The following is a 21,243-nucleotide window of genomic DNA, read 5'->3' on the forward strand; positions in this document are numbered from 1 at the left end:
CCGATGAATACCTGGGCAAGGCCGCCCGCGACCGGTCCACTGCGGACTAGGGTCGGCGGCATGGCCGAACATTTCGATCTTGTCGTGCTGGGCGCCGGGCCGGGCGGTTACGTGGCCGCCATCCGTGCCGCCCAGCTCGGGCTCTCCACCGCCGTCGTCGAGGAGAAGTACTGGGGCGGCGTCTGTCTCAACGTCGGCTGCATCCCGTCGAAGGCGCTGCTGCGCAACGCCGAACTGGCACACATCTTCACCCACGAGGCGAAGACGTTCGGCATCGACGGCACGGTCACCTTCGACTACGGGGTCGCGCACCGGCGCAGCCGTACTGTGGCCGACGGCCGGGTCAAGGGCGTGCACTACCTGATGAAGAAGAACGGGATCACCGAGATCCAGGGGCGCGGCGTCTTCACCGACGCGAGCACGCTGCGGGTCGGGGACCGGCAGGTCACCTTCGACCACTGCATCCTGGCCACCGGGTCGAGCACCCGGCTGATCCCGGGCACCACCGTCACCGACCGGGTGGTCACCTACGAGGAGCAGATCCTCGACCCGGAGCTGCCGGGCAGCATCATCGTGGTGGGTGCCGGCGCGATCGGCGTGGAGTTCGCGTACGTCCTGCGCAACTACGGCGTCGAGGTGACCATCGTGGAGTTCCTCGACCGGATGCTGCCGCTGGAGGACGAGGACGTCTCCAAGGAGCTGCTCCGGCAGTACCGCAAGCTCGGCGTCGACGTGCGGCTCGGCGCGAAGGTGGAGAGCATCGAGGAGCGGGCCGACGCGGTGCGGGTCACCGTCTCGCGCAACGGCAAGACCGAGGTGCTGGAGGCCGACAAGGTGCTCCAGGCGATCGGCTTCGCGCCCAACGTCGATGGTTACGGCCTGGAGACCACCGGTGTCACGCTCACCGAGCGGGGCGCGGTCGAGGTGGACGAGCACTGCCGCACCAACGTCCCGGGCATCTTCGCCATCGGCGACGTCACCGCCAAGCTGATGCTCGCGCACACCGCCGAGGCGATGGGCATCGTGGCGGCCGAGACCATCGCGGGCGCCGAGACGATGTCGCTCGACTACCGGATGATCCCGCGCGCCACCTACTGCCAGCCGCAGGTGGCGAGCTTCGGCTGGACCGAGGCGCAGGCCCGCGAGCAGGGCTTCGACGTCAGGGTGGCGAAGTTCCCGTTCACCGCGAACGGCAAGGCGCACGGCCTCGGCGACGCCACCGGCTTCGTCAAGATCATCAGTGACGCTCGTTACGGGGAACTGCTCGGCGCCCACCTGATCGGCCCGGACGTCACCGAGCTGCTGCCCGAGCTGACCCTGGCCCAGCAGTGGGACCTGACGGTCACCGAGGTGGCCCGCAACGTGCACGCCCACCCGACCCTGGGCGAAGCCGTCAAGGAAGCGATCCACGGCCTCGCCGGCCACATGATCAACTTCTGACCCGCCGCGCCGCCCGGGGCCCGCCCGCCGCGCCCCGGGCGGTCGCGTGGTCCGCGCGGCGTAGGCCGCCCGGCCCATTCCCGCCGGAAGTACCGCGTCCGCGGTACCCCGCAATGCCTCCCTGCGGATGACGACCAACGCTCGCCGTTCCGGAACGCTGAACCGGTGACCGTGATCGCCCAGCCGGCCCCAGCCCCGGCCCCACCCGGCGTCCCGCCCACACGCGAACTCCCCGCTGCCGACGGCGGGGAGGACGACGATTCCGATCGAGCGCCGGTGTCCGGAACGGGCCGGCGCCGGCTGCGCTATCTCCTGATCGTGCTGGTGGCCGCGGTAGCGATCGGCACTCTCCGCGGCCGGCTGCCGGACCCGGCCGACTTCCTCGGCGCGCTGCGCGCCGCCGACTGGTGGTGGGCACTGCTGGCGGTCGCCGCCGGATCGCTGTCCCAGTTCGCGTACGCCGAGCAGCAGCGCCGCCTCCTCGCGGCCTTCGACGTCCACGTCCCGTCCTGGCGCGCGGTCGCCATGACCTACGTCCGCTCCGCCCTCAGCCTGGCCCTCCCGGCCGGCTCCGCCGCGTCCGCCGCCTACGCCTTCCAGACCTACCGCCGGCACGGCGCCACCCCGGCCGTCTCCGCCACCGCCACCCTGCTCTCCGCCGTGGTCACCGTCCTGTCCCTGGTCCTCCTCTGTTCGGCCGCCTGGTCCGTGCCGGCCACCCTCCTCACCCTGCTGGCCGCCACCCTGCTGTGGCTCCGCCTCCGCTCCCGCCGCCCCGCCGCTCCTTTCCTTTCGCCGCAGCCCGCCGTCTCCGGCTCACCCGACGTTTCGCCGCAGGCCGCCGCTTCCGGCCTGCCCGACGTTTCGCCGCAGGCCGCCGCTTCCGGCCTGCCCGACGTTTCGCCGCAGCCCACCGCTTCCGGCCCGCCCGACCTCTCACCCCGGTCCATCGCCTCCGGCCCGCCCGACCTCTCACCCCGGTCCGCCGTCCCTGGCTCACCCGGCCGTCGCCGGGGCGCTGGCCGCCTCCGCGCAGCCGGTCGCCGGGTCATCGCGCCGGCCGCCCGTCTCCTGCGCCGGCCCGCCCTGACGCAGGCGCTGCGGGACGCGCGGGCCGTCCCGCCGGTGACCTGGTTCGCCGTGCTCGTGGCCAGCACGGTCAACTGGCTCCTGGACATGTGCTGCCTGGTCCTCGCGGCCGCGGCGGTGCACGTCGAGATCCCCTGGCATCGCCTGGCACTGATCTACCTGGCCGTCCAGGTGGTCCGCCAGATCCCGCTGACCCCGGGCGGCATCGGCCTGATCGAGACCAGCATGCTGGCCGGTCTGATCGCCGCCGGCGCCCCTCAGGTGACCGCCGCAGCCGTTGTCCTGATCTACCGAGCCGTCTCGTTCTGGCTGATCCTCCCGGCCGGCCTGGCCGCCCACCTGGCCCTCCGCCGCCCCACCCGCATGGATGCCCTCCCGGACGGGGTGGCGCGATTCCGCGAACCCTGAACCGGCGGCTCGGGTTGTGGGTCAGGCGCGGTCGAAGTGCTGAACGACGGCGCCGAGACCGAGCGCCAGGGCCGGGCCGGGGAGGCGGGAGTCCGGACCGTATCGGCGCCCCGGGTGCTCCCGGTCGACCAGGTCGTTCCAGAGAACCATGACCGGATCGGCGGGCTCGGGCCGCTGGTGGCCGGGTGCGGCGAGCTGGTGGTCAGCGGCGGGCAGGCGGTGACCGGCGGCATGCAGGAGCCGGGCCAGGTCGTCCTGCTGGCGGAGGCGTTGTTCCTCGAAGATCTTGCTCCACTGCATCAGCGACAGAGAGCCCTCGATCGAGTCCGGGACCGTTTCGTCGAGCATCGGGAGGGGACGGGCCGCGGCCCAGGCGGCAAGCATGGCGCCGGTCACCGTGTCCGGGTCGCCGTCCCGGCTGCGGGCCAGCGCGTAGGACAGCAGCGCGGTCGTCTCGACCAGCAGGTGCTGGACCGGAACCGGCCCGGGTGGGTCCAGCCACCAGTGCTCCGCCTCCAGCAGATCGGCGGTGTGCCGGGTCGCCACCCGCCACCAACCCTCGTCGCCGGCTGCCAAGGCATCGGTGTAGGACCACAGGAAGGTCACCCTTCCGTGCCTACCAGCGCCGTTGGACACGAGTCAATCACGCGAACGCGTGGCGGCGATCGCCTCGATCGAGATCAGCAGACCGCGCGGCAGAGCAACGTTCGCCGGCGCCGACCGGGCCGGCGGTGGTTCCGGCATGTGTCGCGCCAACACCTCGTTGATCAGCGAGAAGTCCTCGACCCGCGCGTAGAAGACAGTCACCTTGACCAGCTCATCGAGCCCCGACCCGGCCGCGTCGAGAACCGCCCCCAGGTTCCGCAACGCCTGCTCGGTCTGCCCCTCGATGCCGTCCACCGGCTCCCCGCTCACCGGATCGATCCCCGGCATCCCGGAACAGAACACGAACCCGTTCGCGACGATCGCCTGACTGTACGGCCCGAGCGCCTCCGGCGCGCCCGCACTGGATACCGCGACTCTCTCCATGAACCCCGAGTCTGGCGCACGACCCATCGACAAGCTTTCAACTACCTGACAGCTTCGGCTGGAGAAACCCCGTAGCCGTGCCCGAGGACCCGGCCCGCCCCGCGATGGCGGGGTCAGCTGCCCCGGACGGCGATCACCAGGGCGACGACCAGGAACCACACGTTGCTGCTGAGCAGGAACACCCGCTCCGCCAGGCCGAAGACGCGGCGCAGGGCCGGCGCCACCATCGTCACCACGACCGCGAGCAGGCCGGCCGCCGCGAGCCACCGCAGAGTGATCAGCACGTAACCGGTCACCTCCGCGGTGATGTCGCTCAGGTACGGGGTCAGGTTCGCCACCGACAGATAGACGAAGGTGAACGACGCGATCGCCAGCAGCAGGTGGATCCGCCCGGTCGTGGTGACCCGCTCCCCGGGGACGTCCGTTGGGAAGAACCCCATCGCCAGCCTGGTCACCGGGATCAGCAGCAGGATCACGTAGTCCGCGGTGGAGAACGGACCCGAGCCGAACGCCCCGGCCAGCGCGCCGGTCAGCGCCAGGATCCCCAGGCTGTTCGCGACGACCGCGACCCGGAACAGGCCCGCGGTCGGGCCCACCCCGTAGTCGCTGACCGCGTTGCGCACCACGCTGTACCCGGTGGGCCGCAGGTGCATGAGGACGAAGATCGCCAGATAGACGAGCAGCAGGACGACAGCGAGGACCGCGAGCAGGCTTCCAGACACGAGAGTCGATCTTAGGCGAGCGAACCGTCCACCTCGGCCGCCGCCGCGCGGGCGCCGGCGATCGAAGCCGCGTGATCGCTCGCCAGCCGGTCCAGCAGCACCTTCGGATCGACCGCCGTGAACCGGGTCGGTGAGCCGGGCAGCCGCTCGGCCGCACCCCGGGCGACCAGGCGGCGCAGGGTCTCGTACACCTTGGGCTGCGGGACGCCGGTGAGCTTGGCGACCGCGTACCCGGTCTGCGCGCCGGCGCCGAGCAGCCCGGCGTAACAGCGTGCCTCGTACGGAGAGAATCCCAGCTCGCGCAGGTGCCCCACCAGGCGCTGGACCGGCATGTCAGCACTATAGGCAGAGGTAAATGCCGAAGCATAGCTGCCGGTTCCGGGCTGATTGCGCTAAGCAAGAGAGATGACCGCTCATCGGATCAACCGACGTCTTTTCGTGACCAGCGGGGCCGGGGTGCTGGGGCTCGCCGTCTACAACACGATCACCGCTTGTTCCAAGTCATCGCCACCCTCGACCGCGGAGCCGGCGCCGAGCGTGGCGGCCACCCAGGAGAACACCGGTTGGAAACGCGTCACCCTCGGATTCGTCTCCGCCTATGTGCTGGTCCGCGGCAAGGAGGCGGCCGTGGTCGACACCGGCACGCCCGGCTCCGGCGAGTCGATCCACACCGGCTTGCAGGCGGCCGGCGCCGACTGGGCCACGGTGAAACACGTGCTGATCACGCATTACCACCAGGACCACGCGGGCGGGGTGGACGAGCTGTTCCCGCACGTCAAGGCGTCGTTCTACACCGGCGCGGCGGATGCCGGGAACATCGTCTCGGACGCCGACATCAAGCCGCTCGACGACGGCGCCGACGTCTTCGGGCTGCGGATCGTGAGCACGCCGGGCCACACGGCCGGGCACATCTCGATCCTCGACACGTCGACCGGGACGCTGGTGGCCGGCGACGCCTTGCGTACCCAAAATGGCCTGGAAGGCTCCGACCCGCAATTCACCGCGGACGAGACGGCGGCGATCGCGTCGGTGAAGAAACTGGCCGGCCTCGACGTCAAGGCGATCCTGCCGGGGCACGGCGAGCCGCTCACCTCGGGCGCCAAGGAGGCTTTGCAGAAATTGGCGGCGTCGCTCTGACGCCGCCGTTCACTCGCGGTCCGCTGTCATTTCTGGTGCTTGAGTTTGCGTACGGCGGACCGCGTGATCGCCTCGAGTTCGCGCTGGTCCGGCTCCTCCAGATTGGCGAGCAGAATGGTGAGCGCGACGCCGCGCAGGGACACCGCGATCATCTTCCCGTACACCGTGACGCGTGGACTGGTCATGTCGACCTCGAAGCGCACGCCCGCCGACTTGGTGCCCAGCCGCGGCACGTCGAGCGGAAACGTGGCCATGTGCAGCGCGTCGGGGGAGCCGGGCTTCCCCTCGTCGTAGGTGGGGCAGCGACGCGGCGACTCGGCGACCTGCGCGACGATGTCGCGGGCGCCGCGGTCCCCGGCCGGGTTGAGCGCCTCGATCAGCACCGGCCCGGTCTCCCCCTTCATGAACGCGGCCCGCACCGTGTCACTGACCGGCTTCGCCCCGCCCGGTTGGTCCGGGCCCGGCTTCCCGGGCTGGTCGGGCCCTGGGCCGCCGGGTGGCGACACGGCGACGCGCGGGCGGGGCTGCACCGGGATGCCGGGACCGGTCGGATTGCCCGGCGCCACCGGCCGGTCCGGGACCGTGGGCTGCTCGGCGCCGGGCTTGCCGGGCGCGGCGGGCTTGCCGGGCGCGGCGGGCTTGCCGGGCGCGGCCGGCGCGGGCTTCTTGTCGCAGGCGCCGATCTGGGAGCCGGCGTCGGCGAAGGCTTTCAGCGCGTCCGGCATCGGCGCGTACCCGTGCGGCAGGTCGGTCTGCACCAGTAGGGCGGCCTTGAGCCGCTCGGGGTCCGGCTTGTCAGCGACCGCAGCCGCCGCCCCGAGCAGCGGTGACGCGCCGGGCAGCAGAGCGGCGCCGGCCAGTTCGGCGGGCAGCACCGAGCCGGTCAGCAGCGACGGGGCGGCCGCGTCGGCCATCAGCTGGGCGATGATGACGTTCCTGGGCGGCGTCCAGACGCCTTGGTTGCCGCTCGCCCTGGTGGAGGCCGCAGCGGCCTGGCCGAGGCCCACCGCGGTCAGCCCCAAGCCGGCGGAGAGCGTGAGAGCGAGCGTCGCTCTGACCGATTTATGCCGAATAATCTGCATTTCTTCACCCTAGCCACGCTGATCAGGGCGGATGCGGCCCTTCGCCGGATTCCCCCGGATCGCGCCACCCCGCCTCCCAGCCGGGTCGCGGCACAGCCCCCGGCTGGTGCCCACGGCCCTATTGGGGGCCGGGAAAGGGCCATGGGCACCAGCCGGAACCGGAGCGGGGCGCGACCCGGGGTTCCTGACGCTGACCGGGGCTGCCGGCCCGCGCAACGCTGACATGCCGGCGGGGCACCAGCGGCTGCTCCGGATGGCTAGGGTTCAGGCATGAGCGCTCTGCCGAAGGAACTGCGCGACCTGATCGAGTCCGGCCCGCTCGCCCACCTGAGCACCACGAACCCCGACGGCAGCCCCCAGGTCTCGGTGATCTGGATCGGTCTCGACGGCGACGACGTGGTCAGCGGCCACCTCAGCCGGCGGGTCAAGCTGCGCAACATCGAGCGCGACCCCCGGGTCGTCCTCTCCTTCGACGCCCCACGCCGCCCCGGCGTCTTCCTGGCCGAGCACGCCGTCCTCCGCGCCCACGCGACCGTCGAGCCGAGCGCACAGGCCTGGGACCTGCTGGATCGCCTCACCCCGGTGTATCTGGGGCCGGGCTCGTCCTTCCCGGCGCCCCGGGCCGAGGGCTGGATCATCCGCTACCGCATCGACCGCGTCGGCGGAGTCGGCCCCTGGGCGAAGTGACCCGGTCAGCTGGCGACCTGCCCGATCAACCGTTCCCCGGCAGCTGCTCGGCGATGGTAGCGACGCGAACACGACCGTCATCGCCGTGCAGACACAAGCCCCATGGTCAGACCGCTGTTGAGCGTCTAACTGGGTGACAACCGATGGCGACAACGCCGAGCGATCAACACTGTTGAGGTGCCCTAGTAGCCTGCGCCGGTGCAAACACCTTGGTGGGTTCCCGTCCTCGCCTTCGCGGGTGTCGTCGTTGCCGCGGCGATTGGCGGCCTCGCCGGCGTCTTCGGGCATGTACTGACGCAGCGGCGAACCGATCGGCGAGAGAGCGAGCGCTGGCAACGTGAACGGGCCGAGCGGCGAGAGCAATGGGAGCGCGAGGATCGGGCCCGCTGGCACGTCGAGCGGCGCGCACTCTACGGGCAAGCCGTTGCCGCCGTTGACCAGTGGGGCCGAGGTGCAACGCCGTGGAACCTGAAACCAGAGCACCTTAACGCTTTGTCACCTGCGGTGATCGAGGCTCTGGCCGCTGCTGGCGTCGTCGCCGGCCTTGAGGCGTCAATACAGCTGACCAGGTTGCACAACTGCGTAATTGCGGTTTGCTCAGGGGCCGAAGCGGCGGCCGCCGCACCCGAATCCAGCCTCGTCGCTGAGATTGCCGGGGAGGGCGCTCGGTTGGTCCGGGCGCGGCTGATGGATGTCGTGCGCGCTGATCTCGATATCGAGCCTGCGCCATCTCAGCGGACGCTAGGTATTGAGCGGCAGATGCGTAAATACCGCGACCATTTGCGCCAGGCTGAGGAAAATGGAGCGCCGCTCGAATGGTCGACTGTTACCAACTTCTACTTGGAGGTCTTCCTCGGCCCCAACGAGGAACCCATTAACGGCGCTCCGTAGCGGGAAGTCAGGTCCGTGCCAGATGAGCCAGTCATTGCCAGGGCGTGGCAGGAGTTGGGGGAAGTCGACGTACGTCGTGCTTGGGTGACGCCAGCAGGTCATTAGAGGTTGGTGGGGCTGAAGTGCATGTAGTCCTTCAAGGAGTGCCAGCGGCCGCCCCAGGCGAAGCCGTTGGTGGTGAAGGCCAGCTCGGCGCCGTTGTCGTGGATCATGCCGGTTCGGTAGGGGAGACGGCGGATCCAGGGTTCGCTGTGCGGCGGGTCCAGGTAGGTGCCGCGGATCATCGGGTTCTGGCGGGGGTTGACGTCGATGGCCAGGCCGTAGGCGTGCTGGGACCACTTCGTCGTGCCGGCTACGGTGCGGCATTCGTAGCCGCTGGTCAGAACGCTGCGGTCGGGGAAGCCGGGTGCGGGGGCCATGGCCATGACGGGGAAGTGCCAGGCGTACAGGAGGGCGAAGGCTCGCTGGGTCGCCGGGACGATCGACTGGTGGACGATCAGGTTGCCGTCGTGCACCACGCCGTTGAAGTCCGTGTAGCGGACCCAGACCCGGCGTAGCGACTCGGGTGGGACCGGGCACTTCTTGGCCGGGTCGCCGTTCGCCTCGGTGGCGGTGACCGTTTCGACCCGGGTGGCCCAGGCCGGGCGGTACTGATCGGAACCGGACAGGCGGAGAGCGCCGTCGGGGCGGAGGACCTCGTCCCGGGTGAGGCTGTTCCAGCGGCGCAGGTCGGCGGTCCGGAGGTGGTAGAGGTCCGCGATCGCCGACAAGGTGTCGCCCGGCCGGACGATGTGCCCGGGCGGCAGCGGGGGCGCGACCTGAGAAGAAGGCAGCGGAGCCGCGACCTGGAATAAAGGCAGCGCGGCCTGAGAGGAAGGCAGCGCGGCTGCGGCCTGCGAAAAAGGCAGCTGAGAGGCGGACTGCGAGAAGGGCAGCAGGAGCAGAGCGGTGAGCACGCGTTTGAGCACCAGAACAGGCTCCGGCCCGGACGACGGGGGCGCAGCCGAACGCCGTGACATCGACCCGGACGGGGAGCGCCGGCGAACCCGGTTGCGGGAACGTTCAGGTTCTGGAGTAACCGGTCGATCAGCAGGGGTGCAGGCAGATACGGAATGAGTGCGTTCGGTGACGGATTTCCCCCAGGTGCGCCCCCACGGGCCGCGTGCCGCTGAGCTGACCGATCTCCAGGTGGTCGACGAGCTCGGCCGCGGCGCGTTCACCATGGTGCACCAGGTCCGCCGTGGCGGCCAGGAGTACGCGTTGAAGCGACCGCTCGCCGACGCCGGTGAGCCCGCCGAGATCCAGAGCGCGTTCCAGCGCGAGGCGGCCCTGCTCGCCTGCATCAACGACCCGGGTGTCGTCGGCGTGCACGCGGTCGGCGAAGTCGACGGGGTGCCCGGCCTGGTGCTCGAGCACCTCTCCGGCGGCTCCCTCGCCGACCTGCTGGTCTACGGCGTGCTGAGCCAGGAGCGGACCGTCGAGCTGGCCGCCCAGCTGGCCCGCGGCCTGGCCGCCGCGCACCGGGTCGGCCTGGTGCACCGGGACATCAAGCCGGACAACATCATGATCGGCAAGGACGATCGGGCCAAGCTGATCGACTTCGGGCTGGCCCAGCTCGGCCGGGACGTCACCGCCGAGGAGGCGGACCAGGCGGTCGGCACCTTCCTCTACACCTCGCCGGAGCAGTCCGGGATGCTGCGCCGCCCGGTCGACGGCCGCTCCGACCTGTACTCGCTCGGCGTGGTGCTCTACGAGTGCCTGACCGGGCGGCTGCCGTTCGAGGCCGACGACGTCGGCGAGCTGCTCCGGCTGCACCTGGCCGCCCCGGTCCCGGACGTCCGGGAGAAGCGCCCGGAGATCGCTCCGGAGCTGGCCGCCGTGGTGCAGCGGCTGCTCGCCAAGGACCCGGACGACCGCTACCCGGATCCTGCCGCCCTGCTCACCGCCCTGCGGCGATGCCCGGGCGGCGCGGCCGCCGAGGAGCCGGCCGCCGGTCACTGGCCGATGTGCGGCCGGGACGCCGAGGCGGACCGGCTGGCCCGCCGCTGGGAACGAGCCCGGGCCGGCCTGGGCGGCGTGGTGATGATCCACGGCACGCCCGGTTCCGGGCGGACGCGGCTCGCCGAGCACGCCGCCGGACTGGCCGCCGCGGAAGGCTGCCCGGTGCTCTGGGGCACCTGCCGCCCGGACGAGGCGGTCCCGCTCGCCGTCCTCCGCGAAGCCGTGCAGGCCTCGATGGCCCGGATCCACCGGCTGCCCGCCGAGGCCCGCGAAACGGCCGAGCGGAACATCGTCGAGGCCGCCACCGGGGCCGGCGTCGCCCAGGTGATCAAACTGTTCGGCGACCTCGGCCTGCTGACCCCGGCCGGTCCCGCCGCCGGCGGTGACGAGCACGTCTTCGCGGCCGGCGCCACCTTCCTCGGCGACCTGGCCCGGCGCGCCGACGGCATGATCCTGGTGATCGACGACGCGCACCTGCTGGACGCCGCCACCCGGCAGCTGCTCGCCGCGCTCGCCCCGGACCTGCCGCACCTGCCGCTGCTGGTGCTGCTGACCGACATCGCCGAGGAGCCCAGCCTGGACCTGGACGTGCCCGGCACCTTGGAACTGACCTGCACCCCGCTGCCGCCGCCGGTGGTGGCCGAGGTGGTCGCCTCCCGGCTGCCCGGCGCCGAGGTGCCGGCCGAGCTGGCCCGGCACGTCACGGTCCGCACCGACGGCACCCCGCTCGCCGTGGTCAGCTACCTGATGCGGTTGCTCGGCGCCGGCCTGCTCGGCCCGCTCTGGGGCACCTGGCGGCTGGACGCGGCCGGGGCCGACGCGCTGCCGTCCACCGCCGGCGTCCGTGACCTGCTCGCCGCCCGCCTGTCCGGCCTGCCCGAACCGGTCCTCGACCGGCTCACCACGGCGGCGGTCGCCGGCGTCCGGTTCCGCCCGGAGGGGCTGCCGGACGGCGACGCCGAGGAGACCCTGGAGGCGCTGCGGGCCGGTCTCGATCGGCACGTCCTCGAGGTGCGCCCCGGCGGCTGGTACGCCTTCGTCCACCCCCAGCTCCGCGACAACCTGCTCGAACGCCTCTCCGGCGACCGGCTCCGCCACTGTCACGCCGCGCTGGCCGCGGTCCTCGACCAGCTGCCGCCGGAGTTGCGGGACGAGGGGCACGCGTACACCGTCGCCCGGCACTACCAGCGGGCCGGTGACGCCGCCCCGGAGGCCGAGCGGCGCCGCACCGCGGCCGTCGCCGGGCTGCAGGCGCTGGCCGACCAGGCCCCGGTCGACGCGATCGGCTATCTCACCGACGCGGTCGACGGCGACCCTGCGCCCGGCACCGCGCTGCTGCACGCGCTCGCCCAGGCCTACCTGCGGGCCGGCCGGGTCGCCCAGGCCGACGACGTCCTCGAACAGGCGCTCGCCGCCGAGACCGACCGGGTGCAGCGCGCCCGCCTTTACACCACCCGGATCGAGCTGCACCACACCGTCTGGGACGACGCCCGGGCTCTCGAGGCGGCCCGGCACGCGCTGACCGAGCTGGGCCGGCCGCTGCCGGCCAACGGACTGCTGCTGATCCTGTCCACGCTGGCGTACGCGTTCGCGGGTGGTTTCGTCCGCCGGACCCGGCTCGGCTTCGGCACCGCCCAGGGCCACAAGCGGGAAACCCTCGCGGTGCTGACCGCGGTGCTGGACGCCGGTGGGTACGCCGCCGTGGTCGGCCTCCGCCTGCGCGAGGGCATCGTGCTGGCGATGCGCGCGCTCTGGGCGGTGAACCGGCTCGGCCCCAGCCGCGAGTACGCCCACGTGTACGCGCTGGTCGGCTACGTCACCTCGGTGATCAAGCTGCACGGCGTGGGAACCAGGTGCCTGCGCCGCGCCACCCGGGTCGCCACCGAGCTGGGCGACCCGGCGCTGGTCGCCTACGTCGAGTGGATCCACGGCTGCGCGATGCTGTTCGGCGGCTACGACGACGGCTCCACCTGGGAAAAGACCATCACCAAGAACGCCCGCTGGTACGAGCCGGCGCAGACCCTGCCCGGGCACGCCTCCCAGGGGCTGCGGCTGCTGCTGCGCGGCTACACCGGCGAGGCCGAGCGGGAGTACGAGCGCGGCCTGCGCGCGCTGGCCGACCCGGCGCAGGCGATGGGCACCTCGCTCGGCATGCTGGGCGTCATGGTCCCCGCCTATCAGGGCCGGACCGGCGAGGCCGCGGCCGCCCTGCAGAAGATGCGCGAGGCCTACCCGGCCGGCACCGGCACCCGGGTGCAGCGGGCCAACATCCTCACCGCGGCGGCCTGCGCGCTGCTCGAACAGGGCGAGATCGGCGAGCCGTTCGACCAGGTGATGACCGAGTTCGGCGAGCTCGGGCTGCGCCGCGGCGACCTGATGGCCCAGCACAAGTGGATCTACGTGTTCCACGCGCACGCCAAGCTGATCCGGATGCGCTTCGCCACCGACGAGGAGCGGGCCGCCCGGCGGGCCGACGCCGTCGAGGCGATCCGCGAACTCGGCCGGGTCGGTGGCACGCCGCTGACCCGGCTCGCCCACAAGATGTTGCAGGCCTCGCTGAGTCAGATCAGCGGCGAGCACGCGCGCAGCATCAAGCTGGCCGACGAGGCGGAGAAGCAGGCCCGGGCGCTGGACGCCCCGCTGGCGCACTACGAGCTGCACCGGATCCGGGCCCGCGCGATGCGCGCGCTGGGCCAGATCCACGAGTCCGAGCGGCAAGCCCGGTCCGCCCTCACCCTGACCGCGTTCTACGGCTGGGAGCCGCGCCGGCGGCAGACCCGGACCGAGTTCGGCGTGGACGAGGGGGCGAGCACCCATCGGCGTACCGTCGCGGACCGCCGCGGCGGCGGCACCGGTACCACCGGCCGCAACCGCCGTCTGGAGGCGTTGCAGCAGGTCAGCACGGCGGCTGCCACGGTTCTCGACCCGCAGCAGCTGGCCCAGGTCACGCTGGACGAGACGCTGCGCATCCTGGGCGCCGAGCGGGCGCTGTTCTTCCTGCTCGACGAGGCGGGCGAGCCGGTCCGGTTCGCCGGGCGGTCCGCCGACGGCGAGCTCACCGACACCACCGGGTACGGCGCCACCCTGGTCCGCCGGGTCGCCGAGTCCGGCGAGGCGGTCGTGGTCACCGGCACCGAGCAGGGCGCCGCGCTCGGCTCGCGCAGCGCGGTGCAGCACGGGCTGCGCAGCATCCTGGTCGCACCGGTGCAGTTCAAGGGCCGCCTGATCGGCGTGGTCTACCTGGACAGCAGGCTCGCCCGGGGCATCTTCACCGACGACGACGTCGAGGTGCTCACCGCGGTCAGCAGCCACGTCGCGGTCTCCCTGGAGACCGCCCGGGCCGCGCAGCTGCACCTGGCCGTGCAGGCTGCCCAGCAGCAGCAGGCGCTCGCCGAGATGCTGCGGGCCAGCCTGGCCGAGCTGACCGGGATCCTGGAGCCGGACCGGCTGCTGCGCCGGCTCAGCGGCACGCTGCAGGGCTCGCTCGGCGCCGCGTCCGGTTGCCTGGTCGCCCCGGACGGCGAGGTGCTGGAACCGGCCGAGGTGGCCGGGGCGCGCCTCACCCCCGAGGAGATCGCGCTGCTCGCCGGGCTGACCGAGCCGGCCCTGCTGGACCCGGCCGGCACCGGCGGGCTGCGGGAGCGGCTGCTGGCCGGACACCCGGTGGCGCTCGCGGTGCCGCTGGACGGCCGGGACGGGCGGGCCGGAGTGGCGCTGCTCGGCGGCCAGACGCTGGACGACACCAGCCGGCAGGTGGCGGCGGCGCTGTCCTCGCAGGGGATGACCGCGTACGACAACGCCCGGCTGTTCACCCGGGTGCAGGAGCTGGCCACCACGGACGAGCTGACCGGGCAGCACAACCGGCGGCACTTCTACGCCGTGGCCGGGGCGCTGGTGCAGGCCGCGGCCCGGGGCGGCCGGCCGCTGGCCGCCGCGATGCTGGACATCGACAAGTTCAAGAGCGTGAACGACACGTACGGCCACGGCGTCGGCGACGAGGTGATCCGCACCGTGGCCCGGCGGATCCGGGCCGTGCTGCGGCACTCCGACGTGCTCGGCAGGTACGGCGGGGAGGAGTTCGCGATCGTCCTGCCGGACCACGAGGGTGAGGCGTTGGAGCTGGCCGAGCGGGTGCGTATGGCGGTCGGCGGCGAGCCCGTCAACACCCAGGCGGGACCCCTTCCTGTCACCATCAGCATCGGCCTGACCCGACTGGGTGACGGAGATGCGGCGCTGGACGACCTTCTCGCGCGCGCGGATCACGCCCTTTACCGGGCAAAGGAAGCGGGCCGCAACCGTGTGATGGCTGACTGATCCGCAGATGCGCAGGTGAACGGGGTCGCGAGGGATAGACGTGACGCCTTATCATTGTGCGCCTTTCCTTGATCACGAGGTGTGCCGTTGCGAACCTTCTCCGTGCCAGAGCGGATCGGTGGCTTCGGCGTGCTCGTGGCCGGGGCCGCCGCGGTGTGGCCCGCCCTGACGACCGGCAGTGGCATGGGTCTTCCCTGCCCGCTGCGGACGTTCGCCGGCGTGCCGTGCCCGGGCTGTGGCTTGACCACCGCGGCCGTCGCGCTCGTGCGCGGCCAGGCCGCGGCGGCCTTCCACGCGAACCCGGTGATCTTCGGTCTGGCGGCTCTAGCGGTCGCCGTCGGCCCGCTCGTGGCGTTGCGCGCCACGGGTGTGCTGGCCCCGCCGAAACCGTGGTCGCCCACCGGGCGGCGGCGGATGGGATGGTTGGCCGGACTGCTGGCGACGGCGAGCTGGCTCTTTCAACTGCACCGGCTCGGCGTGAGCTGGGCCTGATAAAAGGACTTCTGACATGTCATACCCTCCCCCAACGACCCTTACGGCCAGGGGCAGCAGCCGCCCTACGGCCAGGGCGAGCAGCCGCAGTACGGCCAGCCCCAGTACGGCCAGCCCCAGCAGCCCTATGGCCAGCCGCAGCAGCCGTACGGCCAGCCCGCCCCGGGTTACGGCCAGCCGGCTTACGGCGCGCCCGCCCCGGGCTACGGCGCTCCCGGCTACGGCCCCGGCATGCCGGTGGGTTACGCGAGCTGGATCCAGCGCGTCGGCGCCACCATCATTGACATGCTGGTCTACGTGCCGTTCTACATCGTGGCGCTGTTCTTCCGGCCCACCGTGGACCCGCAAACCCTGGAGATCCACACCAGCCCGATGTACTGGGTGATCTACTTCCTGGGTCTCGCCGCTTGGGGTTACAACCGCTGGTACTTGGCCGGCACCACGGGCCAGAGTTGGGGCAAGAAGGCGCTCGGCATCAAGCTGGTGGACGGCGCGAGCGGCCAGACCATCGGGGCCGGCAAGGCGTTCCTGCGGGATCTGGCCCACATTGCGGACGGTTTCATCTGCGGCATCGGCTACCTGTTCCCGCTCTGGGACGAGAAGCGGCAGACCCTGTCCGACAAGATCTGCAGCACGGTCGTCGTGCGTCTCTGACATACCGCTCGTCGAAACCCCGCCGGTGCCCGCACCGGCGGGGTTTTCTGTTACCGCGGCGGTAGTTTGGGCGCATGCGGGACGTGTTGCGGCCGATCGTGGTGGCGCCGATGGCCGGCGGTCCGTCCACCCCGGAGCTGGTCGTCGCCGCCGGCAGGGCCGGCGCGCTCGGCTTCCTCGCCGCCGGCTACAAGACCCCGGAGGCTGTCGAGGCCGAGGTCCGCTCGGTGCGAGGTTCCTCATCGACGTACGGCCTCAACCTCTTCGTGCCGATGCCGCCGCTGCGTGACGTGGCGGCCGTCGAGCGGTATCGGGAGGCGTTGCGTCCCGAGGCCGAGCGCTACGGCGTGGAGCTGCCGCCGATCCGGCCGGCCGACGACGATCACTTCGCGGCCAAGGTGGCGATCGCCGTGGAGCATCGGGTCCCGCTGGTCAGCTTCACCTTCGGTGTCCCGCCGGTGGCGGTGGTGCGGGCGCTGCACGCGGCCGGCTCGGCGGTGCTGATCACCGTGACGACCGCTGACGAGGCGCGTCAGGCGCTCGCGGCGGGGCCGGACGGCCTGATCGCGCAGGGCGGGGATGCGGGCGGGCACTCGGCGACGTTCCGCCCGGCGGCCTATCGCGGCGACCGCGGCGCGGCGGAGGTGCTGGCCGAGGTCCGTGCCGTCACCGATCTGCCGGTGATCGCGGCCGGTGGCGCGGACGTCCCGGGGCTGCTCCGCGCCGGCGCGGCGGCGGTGCAGTGCGGCACCGCGTTCCTGCTCGCCGAGGAGGCCGGCACCCGTGGAGTCCAGCGGGCCGCCATGCTCTCCGGCGAGTCCGTGGAGACCGTGGTGACCAGGGCGTTCACCGGGCAGCCGGCGCGGGCGCTGCGGAATCGTTTCGTGGATGTGTACTCGCCGCTCGCCCCGGTCGGCTACCCGGCGATCCATCACCTGACGGCTCCGATCCGGGCGGCGGCGGCCCGGCGGGGCGACGCCGGCGCGCTGAACCTCTGGGCCGGGGTGAACCACGCGGCCGCTCGTCCCGCGGCCACCGCGACGCTGGTGGACCAGCTCCTTTCGGCCTGAAATAAGAACTAAATTAACGATCGTTAATACTTAACAAATTGTTCTTCGCGGCACGCGACATTCGGGTTCGACTCCGGTGTAGATTCTGTTTCGGGCCGAGGTCGGCCGGGCGGATGAGAACCGTTCGCCGGTGATCTCGTCCGGCGTCGCGGGAGATCCTCGCGGCGATTCAGAAAAGGATCCTGGAAATGCGTAGTGCGCTGCTCGCCGCTATTGTTCCGGCCGTGCTCGTGCCCGGTGTGGCACAGGCTGCCCCGCGCCACACGACCGACGTGCTGGGCACCTATGGGTTCGGTCGCGCCGCGGTCATCGGTTCCGCCGGTGAGGCCGCCGGGCTCTGGTCCACGACGATGATCTACTCCGGGATCGCCGGAGACGACCTGGTGATCACGTATACGCCGAGGTACAAGGCGTCGGCCACCGAGCGGGTTGTCTACACCGCGCTGTTCACCGAGGTGGCCTATCCGGACGCCGAGTGCGACCGGGTCGGGGCCGACGGCGTGGCCAAGCACGTCTGGGTGTCGTATCGGTGCCGCACCGGCGTCGCGCCGAATTACACGCTGCTCGTCCGCTGACCGACCGCGAACACCTTTTCGTGCGGGATTTCTCGGGTGCACCCGGCGCCGATGATTCCCGCGCACGATTGTGCGGATTCGTGCGTGCGCCGCGCATCAACCTGAAGATTCGGGTGCGGAGCGCGCCATTGACTTTGCTGGGGGGAGCCCGGTTTCCGTTGCCACCGGGGTAACGGAAACCGGGCGATTAACAGCTATTCCGCCGGCGGGGCGGGGACCACCCGGCCGGTCACCTCGCCGAAACAGAGGCGGGAGCCGTCGGCGGCCGGGGCGGTGGCGGTGATGGTCACCTCGTCGCCGTCCTCCAGGAACGAGCGGGTGGAGCCGTCCGGGAGTTTCAGGGGCTCCTGGGAGTTCCAGGAGAGCTCGATCAGGGAGCCTCGGGTGTCCGGGGCCGGGCCGCTGACCGTGCCGGAGGCGTAGAGGTCACCGGTGCGCAGCGAGGCGCCGTTGACGGTCATGTGGGCGAGCTGCTGGGCCGGGGTCCAGTACATCCCGGCGAACGGGGGACGGCTGATCACCGTGCCGTTCAGCCGGACCTCCAGGGACAGGTCGAGGCCCCAGGGGTCGTCGCGGTCGTCCAGGTAGGGGAGCAGGGGCTCGTCGCGAGCCGGCGCAGCGACCCGGGCCGCGGCGAGCGCGGTCAGCGGCACGACCCACGGGGAGACCGAGGTCAGGAAGGACTTGCCCAGGAACGGGCCGAGCGGGACGTACTCCCAGGCCTGGAGGTCGCGGGCGGACCAGTCGTTGACCAGGCAGACCCCGAAGACGTGCGACGGGAAGTCGCGGGCCGCGACCGGGGCGCCGAGCTCGGACGGCATGCCGACGACGAAGCCCACCTCGGCCTCGATGTCGAGCCGGCGGGACGGGCCGAAGACCGGGGGCTCGTCCGGGCGGCGGGACTGGCCCAGCGGGCGGACCACCGGGGTGCCGGAGACCCGCACGGTCCCGGACCGGCCGTGGTAGCCGATCGGGAGGTGCTTCCAGTTCGGGGTGAGCGGCGGGGAGCCGGGGCGGAACATCCGGCCCAGGTTCTCCGCGTGGTCCCGCGAGCTGTAGAAGTCGACGTAGTCGGCCACCTCGATCGGCAGGTGCAGGGTGACCGAGGAGCGCGGGATCAGGTGCGGCTCGACCCGCTCGCGATGGGCCGGATCGGTCAGCCACGCGGTGATCATCGCACGGGTGGAGGCCCAGGACTCCGGGCCCCGTGCCATGAAGGCATTCAGCGAACCGGTGGCGTGCACCGGGTCGCCGGTCAGCCCGGCGAGGTCCAGCACGTGGTCACCGATCGCCACGCCGGTGCGCGGCGCGCCCGGGTGCGCCGGTCCGCGCGTGGTCGCGGCGCCCGGGGACGGGTCGTGGGCGGTGGCCCGGGCCGGGGAGAAGATGCCGTAGGGCAGGTTGGCCAGGCCGAAGCCGGTGTCCGAGGGCAGGTCGAGCCAGGTCATACGGTGATTCTCTCCGGGAGCAGGCCGAGTTGGACGAGATCGTGGATCGGGTCGCCGACGTCGCAGGTGCCGAACGAGGTGAAGACCGCGCGGGCGCGGGCGGCGCGAGCCGGGGACCAGGTCCGCAACTCGGTCGCGATCGCGGCGGCGTCGGTGCGGGCCAGGTGCTCGGCGGCGCGGGACGGTTCATCGGCGGCGAGCAGGACGTTCAGGAAGCCGTGGTGGTCGAAACCGGTCGCCGGGTCGGTGTGGCGGATGGCGTGATGCAGTCCGGCGGTGCATTTGAAGGCGATGCCCCGGTCGACGCACGCCCGGATCGTCGCGGCCAGCTCGGCGACCGGCGGGAACAGGTCGGCGCGCACCCCGCCGGTGCGCAGCTTGGCGCGGAAGCCGGTGCCGGCCAGCGCGTCGAGCACCTCGTCACGCGCGTCGGTGCGCGGGATCTCGACCGCCACGGGCAGATCGGGCGGAAGGCAGCCGGCTGCCGTGCGTACCGTCAACCGCAGGTGCGCGGCATCGACCGCGACCGTGGCCTCGACCGTGGCCAGCCGCAATCCCGGGTGTTTCGCGATCGTGCCGGCCGCGGCCGGCAGATCGGCGGGCGAGGCGATCAGCGCGAGGTCCAGCGGCGGTCCGGACCGATCGAGGTGTACGTCGACCTCCGCCAGCCGCGACGCGGGCAGCACGAACGGCCCGACGAGCGTCCCGTGCCGCCGCAGGAAGGCCGGCACGGCCTCGGCCATCGTCGCGTTCCCGGGCGGGAAGAGCGCCGCGTCGTCGAAGAACCGCGCGAACAACTCGCCGACAGCCGCCGTGGGCCGCCCGGAGGCGGCGGCCGCCGCGGGCCGCCCGGAGGAGGCGGGTGCCGCGGGCTGCGCGGAAGCCACCGCGGCGGACGCGGTGCCGGGGTCGGTGGTCGCGGCGTGCGGTGGGGTGGCCGGCGCGGTCATGCGGCGGGGCCGCGGCCGGACCACGACCAGGCGTAGCGGCCGTCGTCGGAGGCCAGGCCCGCCTCGCCGAGGTCGAGCGGGCGGAACGTGTCGACCATGACCGCGGTCTCGTCGAAGAACTCGACGCCGAGCGAGCGCTCGACCGCACCGGGCTGCGGGCCGTGCGAGTGCCCGCCGGGGTGCAGCGAGATCGAGCCCTTGCCGATGCCGGAGCCCTTGCGCGCCTCGTAGTCCCCGTCGACGTAGAACATCACCTCGTCGGAGTCGACGTTCGAGTGGTAATACGGCACCGGGACGGCGAGCGGGTGGTAGTCGACCTTGCGGGGCACGAAGTTGCAGATCACGAAGTTGGTGCCCTCGAAGACCTGGTGCACCGGCGGCGGCTGGTGCACGCGGCCGGTGATCGGCTCGAAGTCGGCGATGTTGAACGCGTACGGGTACAGGCACCCGTCCCAGCCGACCACGTCGAACGGGTGCTCCGGCACGACGTGGATCGAGCCGCCGCCGCGGTGCTTGATGTACACCTCGACGTCGGTGCCCTCGGCCAGCATCGGCTCGACCGGCCCGCGCAGGTCCCGCTCGCAGTACGGCGCGTGCTCCAGGAACTGCCCGTAACGGGAGAGGTAGCGTTTCGGCGGGGCGATGTGCGAGCTCGCCTCGATCGCGTACGTGCGCAGCGGCTCGGCGCCGGTCGGGATCCACCGGTGCGTGGTGGTCCGCGGGATGATCACGTAATCGCCCTGGCCGACGGTGAGCGCGCCGAACACCGTCTCCACGGTGGCGCTGCCCCGCTCGACGTAAACGCACTCGTCGCCGGTCGCGTTGCGGTAATACGGCGAGATCTCGGTGGAGACCGCGTAGGAGATCCGGACGTCGGCGTTGCCCAGGACCAGGCGGCGCGAGGTGACCGGGTCGGCGTCCTTGAACGCCAGGTCGTGCAGCTTGAGGTGCCGTGGGACCAGGGGGAGGTTCGGCGTCAGGGACTGGTCGGGGAGCTCCCACGGGCGGGCGTCGACGATGGCCGACGGGATGCCGCGGTGGTAGAGCAACGACGAGTCGGAGGAGAAGCCCTCCTCGCCGACCAACTCCTCGGCATACAGCCCGCCGTCGGGACGGCGGTGCTGGGTGTGCCGCTTCGGCGGGATGCTGCCCACCTGCCGGTAGAACGTCACGCGTCTGACCTCCTGTGGTTCCTGCGGACCACCTCGGCGGGTCACGCCGCAGTGGTCCAGGACCACGCAGTCGTCACCAGGG

General features: G+C 72.1%; 19 protein-coding genes. 10 read left to right on the forward strand and 9 right to left on the reverse strand.

Annotated elements, in window-relative coordinates:
* Positions 1-60 precede the first annotated feature (60 nt).
* Both lpdA and Aiant_RS32120 read left to right on the forward strand, forming a co-directional pair.
* On the forward strand, positions 61-1,440 hold the full coding sequence (gene lpdA, locus Aiant_RS32115; RefSeq protein ID WP_189333619.1) for a dihydrolipoyl dehydrogenase: 1,380 nt from the start codon (positions 61-63) through the stop codon (positions 1,438-1,440).
* Between the two features lie 276 nt (positions 1,441-1,716).
* Positions 1,717-2,937, forward strand: a complete 1,221-nt coding sequence (locus tag Aiant_RS32120; protein WP_189333618.1) for a lysylphosphatidylglycerol synthase transmembrane domain-containing protein — start codon at positions 1,717-1,719, stop codon at positions 2,935-2,937.
* A gap of 21 nt (positions 2,938-2,958) precedes the next feature.
* Here Aiant_RS32120 and Aiant_RS32125 read toward each other — a convergent pair whose 3' ends face one another.
* From Aiant_RS32125 to Aiant_RS32140, 4 genes are all read right to left on the reverse strand, one after another.
* A complete protein-coding gene (locus Aiant_RS32125) occupies positions 2,959-3,543 on the reverse strand; it encodes a hypothetical protein (protein WP_189333617.1) in 585 nt (194 codons plus the stop codon).
* A 33-nt stretch (positions 3,544-3,576) separates the two neighbouring features.
* A complete protein-coding gene (locus tag Aiant_RS32130; RefSeq protein WP_189333616.1) occupies positions 3,577-3,966 on the reverse strand; it encodes a Rid family detoxifying hydrolase in 390 nt (129 codons plus the stop codon).
* 113 nt (positions 3,967-4,079) lie between these two features.
* Positions 4,080-4,688, reverse strand: coding sequence for a DUF998 domain-containing protein (locus tag Aiant_RS32135; RefSeq protein WP_189333615.1), 609 nt, complete (start codon positions 4,686-4,688; stop codon positions 4,080-4,082).
* An 11-nt stretch (positions 4,689-4,699) separates the two neighbouring features.
* Positions 4,700-5,020 (reverse strand): TrmB family transcriptional regulator, encoded by a 321-nt coding sequence (locus Aiant_RS32140; protein ID WP_189333614.1) that lies wholly within the window; start codon positions 5,018-5,020, stop codon positions 4,700-4,702.
* 73 nt (positions 5,021-5,093) lie between these two features.
* Between Aiant_RS32140 and Aiant_RS32145 the strand changes: the two genes are divergently transcribed.
* Positions 5,094-5,825: an MBL fold metallo-hydrolase gene (locus tag Aiant_RS32145; RefSeq protein ID WP_189333613.1), complete on the forward strand. Its 732-nt coding sequence runs from the start codon at positions 5,094-5,096 to the stop codon at positions 5,823-5,825.
* Positions 5,826-5,851: 26 nt separating this feature from the next.
* Here Aiant_RS32145 and Aiant_RS32150 read toward each other — a convergent pair whose 3' ends face one another.
* The gene (locus tag Aiant_RS32150) at positions 5,852-6,907 is read right to left on the reverse strand and encodes a hypothetical protein (RefSeq protein ID WP_189333612.1); all 1,056 of its coding nucleotides are present in this window, start codon (positions 6,905-6,907) and stop codon (positions 5,852-5,854) included.
* A gap of 270 nt (positions 6,908-7,177) precedes the next feature.
* Here Aiant_RS32150 and Aiant_RS32155 point away from each other — a divergent pair, with 270 nt between their 5' ends.
* Positions 7,178-7,594 (forward strand): PPOX class F420-dependent oxidoreductase, encoded by a 417-nt coding sequence (locus tag Aiant_RS32155; protein WP_189333611.1) that lies wholly within the window; start codon positions 7,178-7,180, stop codon positions 7,592-7,594.
* Positions 7,595-7,792: 198 nt separating this feature from the next.
* A complete protein-coding gene (locus Aiant_RS32160; protein ID WP_189333610.1) occupies positions 7,793-8,485 on the forward strand; it encodes a hypothetical protein in 693 nt (230 codons plus the stop codon).
* A gap of 101 nt (positions 8,486-8,586) precedes the next feature.
* Here the strand turns inward: Aiant_RS32160 and Aiant_RS32165 are convergent, their stop codons facing one another.
* Positions 8,587-9,453, reverse strand: coding sequence for a M15 family metallopeptidase (locus Aiant_RS32165; protein ID WP_229830759.1), 867 nt, complete (start codon positions 9,451-9,453; stop codon positions 8,587-8,589).
* 157 nt (positions 9,454-9,610) lie between these two features.
* Here Aiant_RS32165 and Aiant_RS32170 point away from each other — a divergent pair, with 157 nt between their 5' ends.
* The 5 genes from Aiant_RS32170 (at position 9,611) to Aiant_RS32190 (ending at position 17,591) form a co-directional block, all read left to right on the forward strand.
* Positions 9,611-14,800, forward strand: a complete 5,190-nt coding sequence (locus Aiant_RS32170) for a diguanylate cyclase (RefSeq protein WP_189333608.1) — start codon at positions 9,611-9,613, stop codon at positions 14,798-14,800.
* A gap of 81 nt (positions 14,801-14,881) precedes the next feature.
* A complete protein-coding gene (locus Aiant_RS32175) occupies positions 14,882-15,292 on the forward strand; it encodes a DUF2752 domain-containing protein (RefSeq protein WP_245006628.1) in 411 nt (136 codons plus the stop codon).
* 231 nt (positions 15,293-15,523) lie between these two features.
* Positions 15,524-15,946, forward strand: coding sequence for an RDD family protein (locus tag Aiant_RS32180; protein ID WP_212846563.1), 423 nt, complete (start codon positions 15,524-15,526; stop codon positions 15,944-15,946).
* Between the two features lie 74 nt (positions 15,947-16,020).
* Positions 16,021-17,016 (forward strand): nitronate monooxygenase, encoded by a 996-nt coding sequence (locus Aiant_RS32185; RefSeq protein WP_189333605.1) that lies wholly within the window; start codon positions 16,021-16,023, stop codon positions 17,014-17,016.
* A gap of 188 nt (positions 17,017-17,204) precedes the next feature.
* Positions 17,205-17,591, forward strand: a complete 387-nt coding sequence (locus tag Aiant_RS32190; protein WP_229830757.1) for a hypothetical protein — start codon at positions 17,205-17,207, stop codon at positions 17,589-17,591.
* Positions 17,592-17,785: 194 nt separating this feature from the next.
* Here Aiant_RS32190 and fahA read toward each other — a convergent pair whose 3' ends face one another.
* Genes fahA through Aiant_RS32205 form a run of 3 tightly spaced genes read right to left on the reverse strand, consistent with a single transcriptional unit; the run spans position 17,786 to position 21,161 of the window.
* The gene (gene fahA / locus Aiant_RS32195) at positions 17,786-19,039 is read right to left on the reverse strand and encodes a fumarylacetoacetase (protein WP_189333604.1); all 1,254 of its coding nucleotides are present in this window, start codon (positions 19,037-19,039) and stop codon (positions 17,786-17,788) included.
* Positions 19,036-19,989: a hypothetical protein gene (locus tag Aiant_RS32200; RefSeq protein ID WP_212846564.1), complete on the reverse strand. Its 954-nt coding sequence runs from the start codon at positions 19,987-19,989 to the stop codon at positions 19,036-19,038. The genes fahA and Aiant_RS32200 overlap by 4 nt, the downstream gene beginning before the upstream one ends.
* Entirely contained in the window at positions 19,986-21,161 is a 1,176-nt protein-coding gene (locus Aiant_RS32205; RefSeq protein ID WP_189333603.1) for a homogentisate 1,2-dioxygenase, read from the reverse strand. The genes Aiant_RS32200 and Aiant_RS32205 overlap by 4 nt, the downstream gene beginning before the upstream one ends.
* Positions 21,162-21,243: the final 82 nt, after the last annotated feature.

The organism is Actinoplanes ianthinogenes (assembly GCF_018324205.1).
Classification (GTDB): domain Bacteria; phylum Actinomycetota; class Actinomycetes; order Mycobacteriales; family Micromonosporaceae; genus Actinoplanes; species Actinoplanes ianthinogenes.

Excerpts from the sequence above, each read along its gene's own strand:
- lpdA (WP_189333619.1), top strand. The coding sequence starts at position 61 with ATGGCCGAACATTTCGATCTTGTCGTGCTGGGCGCCGGGCCGGGCGGT.
- Aiant_RS32130 (WP_189333616.1), bottom strand. The coding sequence starts at position 3,966 with ATGGAGAGAGTCGCGGTATCCAGTGCGGGCGCGCCGGAGGCGCTCGGG.
- Aiant_RS32140 (WP_189333614.1), bottom strand. The coding sequence starts at position 5,020 with ATGCCGGTCCAGCGCCTGGTGGGGCACCTGCGCGAGCTGGGATTCTCT.
- Aiant_RS32145 (WP_189333613.1), top strand. The coding sequence starts at position 5,094 with ATGACCGCTCATCGGATCAACCGACGTCTTTTCGTGACCAGCGGGGCC.
- Aiant_RS32150 (WP_189333612.1), bottom strand. The coding sequence starts at position 6,907 with ATGCAGATTATTCGGCATAAATCGGTCAGAGCGACGCTCGCTCTCACG.
- Aiant_RS32155 (WP_189333611.1), top strand. The coding sequence starts at position 7,178 with ATGAGCGCTCTGCCGAAGGAACTGCGCGACCTGATCGAGTCCGGCCCG.
- Aiant_RS32180 (WP_212846563.1), top strand. The coding sequence starts at position 15,524 with ATGCCGGTGGGTTACGCGAGCTGGATCCAGCGCGTCGGCGCCACCATC.
- Aiant_RS32185 (WP_189333605.1), top strand. The coding sequence starts at position 16,021 with ATGCGGGACGTGTTGCGGCCGATCGTGGTGGCGCCGATGGCCGGCGGT.
- Aiant_RS32190 (WP_229830757.1), top strand. The coding sequence starts at position 17,205 with ATGCGTAGTGCGCTGCTCGCCGCTATTGTTCCGGCCGTGCTCGTGCCC.
- fahA (WP_189333604.1), bottom strand. The coding sequence starts at position 19,039 with ATGACCTGGCTCGACCTGCCCTCGGACACCGGCTTCGGCCTGGCCAAC.
- Aiant_RS32200 (WP_212846564.1), bottom strand. The coding sequence starts at position 19,989 with ATGACCGCGCCGGCCACCCCACCGCACGCCGCGACCACCGACCCCGGC.